General features: G+C 44.4%; 7 protein-coding genes. 4 read left to right on the top strand and 3 right to left on the bottom strand.

What is annotated here, in order from left to right; genetic code table 11:
* Window positions 1-105 precede the first annotated feature (105 nt).
* Complete coding sequence (locus AV939_RS07255; protein WP_057792448.1) at window positions 106-525, top strand: CBS domain-containing protein; 420 nt, start codon at window positions 106-108, stop codon at window positions 523-525.
* 165 nt (window positions 526-690) lie between these two features.
* Here AV939_RS07255 and AV939_RS07250 read toward each other — a convergent pair whose 3' ends face one another.
* The 3 genes from AV939_RS07250 to AV939_RS07240 form a co-directional block, all read right to left on the bottom strand.
* Window positions 691-3,147, bottom strand: coding sequence for a phytase (locus AV939_RS07250; RefSeq protein WP_061997426.1), 2,457 nt, complete (start codon window positions 3,145-3,147; stop codon window positions 691-693).
* Window positions 3,140-4,126 carry a metallophosphoesterase gene (locus tag AV939_RS07245; RefSeq protein WP_061997425.1) on the bottom strand — a complete coding sequence of 329 codons (987 nt, stop codon included), beginning with the start codon at window positions 4,124-4,126 and terminating at the stop codon, window positions 3,140-3,142. The genes AV939_RS07250 and AV939_RS07245 overlap by 8 nt, the downstream gene beginning before the upstream one ends.
* A gap of 144 nt (window positions 4,127-4,270) precedes the next feature.
* On the bottom strand, window positions 4,271-6,976 hold the full coding sequence (locus AV939_RS07240; RefSeq protein ID WP_061997424.1) for a TonB-dependent receptor: 2,706 nt from the start codon (window positions 6,974-6,976) through the stop codon (window positions 4,271-4,273).
* Between the two features lie 405 nt (window positions 6,977-7,381).
* On the opposite strand from AV939_RS07240, the gene AV939_RS07235 reads away from it, so the two are divergent.
* The 3 genes from AV939_RS07235 (at window position 7,382) to AV939_RS07225 (ending at window position 11,064) form a co-directional block, all read left to right on the top strand.
* On the top strand, window positions 7,382-8,401 hold the full coding sequence (locus tag AV939_RS07235) for a GGDEF domain-containing protein (RefSeq protein WP_231751176.1): 1,020 nt from the start codon (window positions 7,382-7,384) through the stop codon (window positions 8,399-8,401).
* A complete protein-coding gene (locus AV939_RS07230; RefSeq protein ID WP_156454631.1) occupies window positions 8,401-9,519 on the top strand; it encodes a helix-turn-helix domain-containing protein in 1,119 nt (372 codons plus the stop codon). Before AV939_RS07235 ends, AV939_RS07230 begins: the two co-directional genes overlap by 1 nt.
* 231 nt (window positions 9,520-9,750) lie before the next feature.
* Window positions 9,751-11,064, top strand: a complete 1,314-nt coding sequence (locus AV939_RS07225; protein WP_061998176.1) for a Na+/H+ antiporter NhaC family protein — start codon at window positions 9,751-9,753, stop codon at window positions 11,062-11,064.
* The last annotated feature ends 58 nt before the right edge of the window (window positions 11,065-11,122 follow it).

Here is an 11,122-nt window from a genome sequence, read left to right as displayed (position 1 = left end):
ATTACAAAAAAATAACATTGCGTTACATCATTACTATAACAAGCAGTGCCGTTTCGTCTTCACGCTGTATAAAACTATAAAAGACGCCGCGGCTGGGAGAGAAATATGGAATCGTTGCTAGTCAGTGATTATATGAATACTCACCCCGTGAAACTAAATGGGGATATGACAGTGGCCGAAGCCGTTGAGGCTTTGTTGGCTTGCGGGCAAAGTGGAGGCCCAGTAATTGATATTAAGGGTAAGGTGATTGGTTTTTTGTCTGAGCAAGATTGCATTGCTCAAATGATAGCGTCAAGTTACTACCGAGAGCAGATTTGCCGTGTAGCTGAAATAATGAAAGCACCGGTTGTGGTTATTAAACCGTATCTGTCGGTAATAGAACTGGCACAATTACTTATTAAAGATAAGCCTCGCGTTTACCCTGTGGTTGATGACGATGGGGTATTGGTTGGAAGTATTAACCGAACGGCAGTGCTTCGAGCAATAGACGTACAACTTCGATCGGGCTATCAGCACGCTAGCTAGCGTTTGAAGTGTTGTTTAAGTATTTCAAAAGTAAAAAGGGTAAGCCAATCCGCTTACCCTTTTTTTTTTACAACTCAAATTCTTCTTTCCATGCCATTTTTCTAATGTAGTAATAGGCAATTGGCTATGAAAAATGTTTACATTGTAATGTTCAAGAACAGGCGCTTACCGATGACGATTGCTCACATGAGTGCGAATTGCATCAGCTAAGTCATCTCCTGTCACTAACTTAAAGTTCTGCCTTTGGCTAGGCATAACATTTCTTCCATCTTGCACCACTAATAGCCCATTTTTAAATGGTCCGCCCAGATTGGCGTTCGTGGTTTCAAGCCCATCAGTTTCCGACACGCCATCAATGCCTTTATCATAATTTGGACCAATGCTTATCATACCCACCAATTTATAGGGTGCCTCGCTTTCATACACAGCGTATTGATTATTGCCTTGGCTAGAAGCAATTAAATAGCGTACACCGTCTACATCAAATAACGACAAACCTTCAATATCAGCGGTAACTGGTGATTCAATCGGAATAATAAACATGGGTGTCTTGTTATCTAACTTGATTGAAGCATGCTTGTTTGCAGCTTTAGCGAGCGTTGATGAAGGCATTGTTTTTATTTCAGAAACATCCAACGCCCATATGCCAGCACCTTCTTCTCCCAAGTAGGCTATTTGCGCGGTAGTGTCCACAACGCACCCTTCCGGTTGGGAGGGTAATTCAAAGTCGTGAATTAAGGTGGCAGAAATCTGAGAAGGATCTGCTTTTTCAGCACTGCTCACAGGGTTGGTATGGGAGTTAGTTTTCGCGATGGCGTTATTATTTACATCAGTTGGCGAGTTCAACAAATAGCGTAAGTATCGGCCATCTGTGCTATTCACTAATACTTGGGTGTGATTATTTACTGAAAATACGCACAACCCATATATATCGTTTAGCGGGGTAGGGATGTTGGTATTAAAGGTTAGCTCGCCCGTTTTCTTATCGATAAAAAAGACTGACATGCTATTACTGCTTCGGTTACTCGCCACGGCGATATCGTGTTGTGGCGCCCAATCGTATGCCACGCCCACATTATTTACTCGCCCTACCTTGTGGGATGCAACTAACTCACCTTGTAAATTATAGGTATTTAAGCTGCCTTTTTTGTTAGTGCCAATCACCACGCTTTTAGCTGGGTCGTTTTTGTTTATCCAAATAGCAGGATCATCTGCTGCATCGCCATAATTTTCTACTACATCGGTTTCATAAATGGGCTGCAGTTCTATAGCAGAAAAGATGGGTGTCTCGTTAGTGATGTTAGTGGATACATCACCATTTTCGGTGGGTGTCTCTGTAGTGAGGTCTGTGTCTTTTAACATGGGTGTCTCGTTAAAAGACCTTTCGTTAAAAGACGAGGGTGTCTTGATAAGAGATTCCTGGTTTGTGTGGCAGCTGTTTATTGTTGCAATGGCGTGGGTGATGTTGGTGGTGAGTGTGCTGCCTGAGTGGTCATCGTAGATGTTGGCGTGAACCGTATCGCCTGTTACCAACAGCGAGATATCTTCTGGAGCAATGTCTTGATCAAAATCAAAGAAGCTCGTGGCGCACGTATTGTGAAGCCACAGGCCACTGTGTTCTGGGCTTACCCAAGCGGTAACCGTGCCTTGTGTACCTAGAATTGTTGTAGGTGTGCTATTTGCAGCCGAGCTGTTTGTAATTGGGCTATTTATACCTGAGCCGGCGGGAACCTCCTTGTGTGCCTCGAACCCATTAAGGGTGGCAACACCTTCTACCGGCGTGTCAGGCTGGTTGAAAATGAGCGTGCGCTCGACCTCAGCTTCTTCATCTGCAGGCATGGCCCAAACACCGGCGTATTCGTCAGCTAAATAAATAGTTTGCTTAACATGTTTTGTTCTTGCGTGAGAAGTTCCTTCAACAGATACACTGTAGTCAAAAGCGGTGTAGTCCGAAGCTGTGTAATTAGACGCGTGGTAGCTCACCCCAAGCGCACAGCTTTTTATACCTGGGCCAATCGCCAATGTACGTAAAGGATGTACCGTGAGCGCGCTACCGCTTTTATCCGGTATTGCCAAATATTGGGTGAGCATACCCAACGCATCTATATTGATGAACTGTAACTTGCCGTCTATCTTGGCGCTACACAAGGCTTCGGAATCTTTCACGTCAGTCGCTGATGTTTGGGTAATGCTGATGGCGTGGTTTGGGGCGTTTTTAATGCCTATTGTGTAGCTACGTATTTGTTGGCTGTTAATTTCAAACACTAAGGTTTGAATATAGGCACTAGTGGTACTTGCCACCTCGGCGCTTGATTCACCTACTGATTCGTTAGAAACAAGGTAACTTCCAGCTGTAACAAAGTGGCCTTTTTGCGACGCTAGCATATTCTTGCTATCAGATACTGTTAAGCCATTAGTTTCACTAATTGTTACGCTTATTGTTCTGCCGTTTAGTTCGTATGTCGTTTCTGACTCAGTAGTAATACCAGCGCCTGTATTTGCTAGTGTGAGGTCAGCTGAGCTTGATGCAATTGCATTAGCGCCTGCCATAACCGCCAAGCAAAAGCCTAATTGACTTGTTTTTATGGCAACTTTAGTAAGTTTGTTCTTCACTTTATTCATTGCCAGTTCCTTTTGTTACAGCGTTAGGCTTTTGTACATTATGTTGATAGATGACCTCCCCGTTATGGTCAATAAAGGTAAAACCAAGCTCGCGACCGGTTAAACTGACTGCCACAAAACCACCTGTGGACTTTGCAAAACGGGTGAAGGCATAATTTCCTACGGGGCGCACTTCTGAGCCTCCGCCAGATACAATGTGTACTAAAGCATCGTCAGGTAACTGGTTGTGCTGCAAATCGTGTTCGTGCCCTGCGATGTAGGCGTCTACGTCGTGCTGGTGCAATATGGGCTCTAGTACATTTTTAATAGCACTGGTAGTGCCATAACGCTTTCCACTTGAGTACAGTGGATGATGACCAATCACAATGTTCCATTTAGCATTACTGTTTGAAAGCATGGTGTTTATCCAAGCTAATTGCTTTGTTGAGCCTTGAGCAAATGCTTGGTGGTATTTCGCCTCGGTAGCGTAATCTGGGTTAAGCGGGTTAGTATCAATAAACAGAATAAGCGCAGTAGTATCATCTTCTAACTTTACGGTTTTGCTATAATACTGCGCTGGCATTTCCCAGCGTCGACTCACTTTGCTGTAGTCTATTTGCGCTTGCCAATTGCCGCGATAATCATGGTTGCCTAGCACGGGGTGCCAATCAACGAATAAGTGGGGCTGGTGGTAAATATCTTCATAAGATGTTCGCCAATAGGGATCTTCTACTGAAGCAACTCCGTTATCATAAAAATTATCGCCTGTGGTGGCGATGAATTCAGCATCAAGCTGGTAGCTGGCAATGTCCATCCATTTGGCTACGTCTCGTTGATAAAAATGGCCGTTGCGGCCCCAGTCGCCCACCACTAAAAAGTTAAACGCATTATCTTGAACTTCAAGATTATTAATGTGGTGTTGTTGGTAGTAATCGTATGATGTGGTTTGCCCTTCGCATGTAAGTGACAAAAAGGCAAAAAGAAGCAGTAGTACGCGCATGAATTTATCTCTAATAAGGGCGCGCTTGTAGCGCGCCCATTTTTTAAACGCTGGTGTATGACGTTTTAGGGTTTAACGTTATTGTTCAACCGTTATGGTTTAACGTGAACATCGTTTTACAATACGGATTAAACAATGCGCTAATTAGCGCATTTGCCATGTAAAACCTAGTTCAAAGGTGCGGCCATATTCTTCAAATTGTGCGTTGTTAGTGCGCGAGTCGAAGTAATTATAAAATGGTTCGTTATTAATATTGATAGCGTTGAAATACACCTGCATATCATCGTTAATGAAATACTTAGCAGTAAAGTCTAACTGGGCATGTTCATCTTCAAAGCGCAGCATGTCACCGTCAATCTCTTCAAAGTTTTCACTTTTATACGTCATGGCTAAACGCAGACTAAAGTCATTGGCTTCGTAACCAAAGGTTAGGTTTCCAATGGTGTCAGACTGATTTGGTAATTGGGTTTCAAACTTTTCACCATCTAAAATGGTGGTAGCGTCTGAATCTGTGAAGGTTGCGTTTGCTGCCACTAAAAAGCCGTTATTGAATGCTTTAACCCACGACAATTCTAGCCCGTGTAAGCTGGCGCTCTCACCGTTAATTGCTTGAATAGCTTCATCGTAGTCTTCCCAACCTTCGGTGCCTGCTACATCGGCATACACTACAAAGTTATCAATATCTTTGTAGAAATAACCGGCTGACAGTACGCCAATATCACCAGGGTAATACTCTAAAGACACATCAAGGTTTTGTGCTTCGTAAGGTTGAAGCTCTGGGTTGCCCACTTCTGCTTCACGCTCGGTAACAAAAACGCCGTCATCTTCTTCGGTTTTGCTTTCGATAATTTGAAACGCTGCTACATCTTCAAATTTAGGCCGTGAAATAGTTTGGGTATAAGCGGCGCGAAGTTGAAGCTTATCTGAAAAAGCGTAGCGCGCATTGATGCTAGGTAACCAATGATCGTAATCACGCTCAGCTTCCCAAACCGTGTTTACCACATCTTCCACATCGGTTTCTTCATTTTCAATAAGCTCAACACGCATACCTGAGGTACTGAAATCAGTGCGCTCGTAGCGTACACCAGCCACAATATGAAGCTTATCAATATCAACACTACCCATAATATAAGCGGCAAAGATGTCTTCTTCGTTAACGTAGGTGGCACCGTTAGATTCAATTTCCGAATCAAGTTCAGCCAATTCTAGTGCCGTCCGGTTGGTGTCAAAATAATCACGCATAGTTGAACGAGACAACCCTGGGCCAAAATCACCCAATGAATAGTCTGGTGAGCTATCACCAAAATCTGACGGGTCTATGTTGTCGAAATCACCATCGTAAATGAAGATACTGCTGTCTCTGTCTTTTTCACGGCTACGGTACTTAGTCCCTAATTTTAACTCACCTATATAACTGCCAAAGTTGACTGGGCGAGCGAAATCGAGTTTAAAGCTGGTTTCAGTGTCTTTGGTGTAATTGTCTTCAAATGCAATTTCATCAAGCTCATAGGTTGATAAATCTACTGCATCAGCATCTTGTGTTATGGCAGGGCGAATAGTGTTTAAGTTGGCATCAATACTGTCGTTTTCTGTCACAAAGTTATAGTAGAGCGCGTCTGGTTCATCTTCGTCAGATTTGGCAAAACCTAATTGCCAGTCGGCTTTCCAAGTTTGTAATTGATGTTCACCGCCAAGGGCAACCGTAAAAATACTTTGGGTTTCTTTTCTGTCTTTACTGCCACGCTCAATTTTTGAGTCTTCACCGTCTAGCGTGAAGGTGTTGCTTAACCGGTATTCTTCGTCTGAAAATTCACTGTAAAGCGTGCGAAGGTAATACTGGTTATTAAAATCTGGGCGGTAATCAAGGTTAACCGCTGCCCCTAAACGTTCACGGGTAATGGTGTATTGGCGTTGTTCTACTTCATCATCGCCGTTGCTTTCTACGTTATCTGAGCCAAAGTCTCGGTCAAAGTAAGACAAGGCTGCTGCTACGCCCCAATCTGGTGATAGCTTTTGCGTAATGGTACCTGAAACCTTAGGGCTAACTTCATCACGCAAATCGTTTTGGCTACCTTGTACGGTAATACTAGCTGTGTCTTGTTGTTTGTCGAAGGCGCTAACACTGGTTACTTCAACAGATCCACCAATAGCATCACCGTCCATGTCAGGGGTGACCGACTTCGATACTTCAAGAGTTTGAATTAGTTCGGAAGGTATAACATCTAAAGCCACCGAGCGTACACCAGATTCAGGCGAAGGAATGTTAAGGCCGTTAATCGTCACGTTGTTTAAGTTTGGATCGATACCGCGAATACCTACAAATCGGCCTTCGCCTTGGTCTCGCTCTATCGACAAGCCTGGTAAACGTTGCAATGACTCAGCGGCGTTTTGATCGGGAAATTGGCCTATGGCATCGGCAGAGACCACATTAGATATGCGATTAGATACCCGCTGTTGGTTTATGGCGCTGGCTTGGCTACTGCGTTGCCCTAATACTAGTAATTCTTCAAGTTCGTCACCTTCACCCACCTCAATTGCAGTGCGTACGGTGGCATCATCCTTTACTGTGACTTTCTGCGTTACCGTTTCTTCACCTAAATAAGAAACCTCTAAGGTATAGGTGCCTGCTGGTACACCCGAGAAGCGAAAGCTACCGTCGCGACGAGATTCAGTGATTAGGTTCAGCTCTACCAGTCGAACTTTAGCGCCTACGTATACGCGCGCTTCAGCGGCGTCGTTGAGCGTACCCGTAATGGCGCCATTAGCGGCTAAAGCTTGATGAGACAGTGAAAGGCCAAGCGCAGCAATGCAGGCAATGCGTAACGTAGAATAACGGGTTTTAATTTTCATTCTTAATCCATGAGTAGTGTGTGCAGTGAACAATGTGTGATGCCCAAAAATGGTAAAAAATACGGCAAAACGTACGGCAAGAATGTAAGGTAAAAATTGGATATGACAGTTACATGACGAGAACACTATCAACGCCGGCAGAAATGGCGAATATGAACAGATTCAAAGAAAGGTGAGCTAAATTGACCCGCTAGTAACTTACTAATAAGTTTAATTATTTTATTGTTATTTTTAAATTCAAAGCCGCACTGCCACCAATTTGTCACATTGGTGAGCCAAACTGACCCTCGACAATCAGGTTAAAAATGGGGTATTTCCTGAGTCTTGTCCTACTGCTTGTCCCCAATTACTTTTATTCGTAATTGCAGGGAAAGCACAGTTTGCTACCCATGAGAGTGCTACATCATGTTTACGTTACGAAATGCCACGCAGTTTGGTCACCATAAAGGCTGGCTGTTCTTTACTTTTGCTACTTGTGCACTGGCAAGCTCATTGAGCCTGACCTTTGGCAACCCCAAGCCGCTCGCCATTATATCTGGGCTAGATATTGTGGGTGAGGGCAGTGTAGTACTGCTAACGCTAGGGTGGATTGTCGCGGTGTTGGCCAGTCGGCCGCCGGGTAAGGTCACCAGCTTGTTAATTATGGGCTTAGTGTTTTTCTTATTTTCAATGACACTTGACTTACTTGATGAGTTTTTGCATTACCCCGACTCTGCCGTGTGGCTTAGCATGATTGAGTCGATACCCGCAGCTATTGGTATGATCATTATGACAGCGGCGCTTTACTTGTGGCATTTAGAACAGCGTGCAATCAATTTGCAGCTTCGCCGCCGAGAGTGGGACTACCGAGACCACCAAGAAATCGATCCTATTACTCAATTGTATCGAGGCGATTACTGGCAATCACGGGTTACCGCCTTGCAAGCATCTGGACATAACGGTTATGTGGCCATCATCGATATTAATGAATTTTCTTATTTTAATCAGTGCTATGGGCAGGCCGAAGGCGACCGATATTTGCATGAAGTTGCGCAGCTGGTGGTAATGAATCTCAGACAACAAGATTTAGCTTGTCGATATGCCGGCGATAGATTCGCGTTGTTACTGCCCAATGTGAATGAAGCCGAAGCACAAGATATTGTAAAGGAAGTTAGAGCAAGTATTGGTCATGTGGCATTTCGCTATAAAGAAGACACAGCCGCCATTTATACTAGTGCGCGAGCAGTGGTTGCGCCGCTTAGTCAAGGAGATTCGCTCACCGATACCTTGCAGCATTTGCTACTTCAACTTGAAGACGCCGGCAGGAACGAAGGCGATAAGGTTGGCGATGAAGGGAGCTACAAGGGCAGTAATCTCGGCGCTAAGCCCGGTTCTAAACCCGGAACCAAGCTCGGTTCTAAACCCGGTAGCAGGAACGCGGCATAGTGATAGCTTGCTCAATGGCTACACAAGGGCTAACACAAGGGCCAGAACTTTCCCCTGCACCAGTGACAAAATCGGACAAGGTGATACCCGCGTATCATCTTGTCCATGCGGTGCTGGACGTTGCCATTCCCCGCGGAGCAAGTAAAGACAAAATACTTCGTGGCACGGGCATTTTTGACGATAGCCTCACGATGGATACCCGCATTAGCGCCAAGCAATGTATTGCCTTACTTTCTAACGTAAGAAGTCAATGCCAAGGTAACGATGTTAGCTTTTTGATAGGTAAAAGCCTAGGTGGTGTATGGCTACGTGAAGACATAGCCAACATTAAAGATAGCCAAAATCTTGAGCAGGCGATTGAAGTACTTTCGGCAATACGGTGGGAGAGTGTTCCTTTGGTATCTTTTAAGCGCTTTGTGCTACAAGACAAATACATTTGGGTGTTACAAGACACCATGGGGTGTGAAAAAAGAGGCAGCCACAAGCTTTGGCCGTTTATTGCCCAGTTGTATTTGTCCATGCTGGTCGCCTTACTTAAACAGTGGACAGGCACCCGTTTACCTTTAGGCTTTACAATAGATTCTGATAGACCACGCAATGTTCAAGATTTCGAAACTTACCTAGGGCTTCGGGTTACTTTCAATGCACCGTTGATGTCTATAACCCTACCCAAATCATGTATGACTATTCCTTTCCCTTTTGCCGATGATAAAACAGGCGATGCTTTTGGCGAAGCTCTAGGCGACACAGAGAGAGGTTTGGCGTATCAGCAACCCCAAACCTTACTCCAAACTTCACGCGAAGCCACATCAAACTTGAGCTTACTCGACTATGTAAGAAGTAAGACCTTACGTGAACCGCAAAAAGGGTTGGCAGATTTAGCTGAAAGCTTAGGATGCAGTACCGCAACGTTAAAACGAAAGCTGAGCGATCACAATTACACATACCGGGGGTTAAGCGAAGAAGCTCGGCGGCAACAAGCTATCGTATTACTGGCGCTTAGAAAACTAAACAACGAACAAAGCGCCTCTCAAATGGCCTTTTCCGACCTGCCTAACTTTCGCCGTGCAATAAAACGGTTAACCGGCTTAACCCCAAGTGAGCTGCGTGCTCGTTAATTTACTTTGCATTGGGTGCAAAACCTTTTATCCTTTCACTTGTTTTGCGTAATTGTCTAATTGCCTGTAAATGTAAGCGCGCTAATCTGAACTCGTTTATTTTTAGTCATTCCTACGTAAACGCCTTATAGATATAATAATCGTCGGCTATTCGCCGTGCCCAATCTGATTAAAGAAGTTGAGTTTTCTGTGCAGCAATCAAATTCAAGTAGCCAACCTAAGTCAAACCCAATGGGTCTAACACCCATTTTATTATTTGTTGTTCTAGTGGTAGCTACAGGCCTAATTACTAACGATATTACCGCTATGCCCATATTGGTGGCGTTCTTTATTAGTGCTGGTTACGGCCTATGCCTAAACCCTAAAGGCGAAAAGATAAGCTTCTCAGAAAAAGTACAAACGTTTTGCAAAGGCGGCGGCGATAAAAATATTATTCTACTGGTGCTGATATTCCTTCTTGCTGGCGCTTTTTACGCGGTCACTATCGATATTGGTGCGCGAGATGCGACGGTAAATATGGCACTACAATTTGTTCCCACGGCCATGATATTACCCGGACTATTCTTGATTTGCTGTTTTATCTCGTTTGCCATGGGCACCTCTATGGGCACCATCACTGCGCTTTCACCCATAGGGGCAGGTCTGGCAAATAGCTTAGGCTTACCGGTTGAGCTAGCCCTTGGCGTAGTAGTAGGGGGCGCTATGTTTGGTGATAACTTGTCGTTTGTATCAGACACCACAATTGCGGCCACCCGAACCCAAGGTGTACAGCTTAAAGATAAATTTCGTGCAAACTTGATGGTAGCGTTACCAGCTTGCATAGCCACCATGGTGCTGCTGTTAGTCTTTGTTGATGTAGATACCTCAGAGCTTATTGAAACCAAAGATTACGATGTATGGCGCATATTGCCGTACTTATTCATTATTGGTTTTGCGTTAACCGGTTTTAACGTTATTACTGTGTTGGCAGTGGGTATCGCCAGTGCCTGTGTGGTTGGATTGCTTCAAGGTAGTTTCACCGTGCTTACCATGATGCATAGCATTCAAAAAGGCATGGGATGGATGCAAGACTTAGCCATGATTGCCATTACTATTGGCGGTATTGTGGCTTTAATGCACGCGAACGGCGGAATTACTTGGCTGATTAACCGTTTAACCAAACGTGTTACTAGCAAAAAGGGCGCAGAGTTTAGTATTGCTGGCTTGGTCAGCTTTTTAGATATTACTACTGCTAACAATACTATTGCGATTGTGACAGCAGGGCCCATTGCGAGCGATTTAAATGAAAAGTATGGCGTGGATCCTCGCCGTACTGCATCGCTACTCGATATTTTCTCGTGCAGCTTTCAAGGGCTAGTGCCTTATGGTGCGCAGTTATTAAGTGCTGCTGCCGTAGTAGGCATTTCACCACTAGCCATTACACCATACTGCTGGTACCCCATGCTTATTTTTGTGTTTGGCTTACTGGCTATATGGTTCAATTTCCCTACGTTTGAACAGAAAATTGACGATGAATTAACAGGCGCATCGGCCGCCGTGAAATAGCGCTTATTCAACGTTGTTGTGTTCAGTACAAATTAACATTCTGCATTGAATACCTATT

Source organism: Alteromonas sp. Mac1 (assembly GCF_001562125.1).
GTDB classification, from domain to species: Bacteria; Pseudomonadota; Gammaproteobacteria; order Enterobacterales; family Alteromonadaceae; genus Alteromonas; species Alteromonas stellipolaris.
Note: the sequence above shows the minus strand (reverse complement) of the source record. Positions and strands in the feature narration are given on the sequence as shown.

What these genes read in the sequence shown, in the direction of transcription:
- AV939_RS07255 (WP_057792448.1), top strand. Translation starts at nt 106, where the DNA reads ATGGAATCGTTGCTAGTCAGTGATTATATGAATACTCACCCCGTGAAA.
- AV939_RS07250 (WP_061997426.1), bottom strand. Translation starts at nt 3,147, where the DNA reads ATGAATAAAGTGAAGAACAAACTTACTAAAGTTGCCATAAAAACAAGT.
- AV939_RS07245 (WP_061997425.1), bottom strand. Translation starts at nt 4,126, where the DNA reads ATGCGCGTACTACTGCTTCTTTTTGCCTTTTTGTCACTTACATGCGAA.
- AV939_RS07240 (WP_061997424.1), bottom strand. Translation starts at nt 6,976, where the DNA reads ATGAAAATTAAAACCCGTTATTCTACGTTACGCATTGCCTGCATTGCT.
- AV939_RS07235 (WP_231751176.1), top strand. Translation starts at nt 7,382, where the DNA reads ATGTTTACGTTACGAAATGCCACGCAGTTTGGTCACCATAAAGGCTGG.
- AV939_RS07225 (WP_061998176.1), top strand. Translation starts at nt 9,751, where the DNA reads ATGGGTCTAACACCCATTTTATTATTTGTTGTTCTAGTGGTAGCTACA.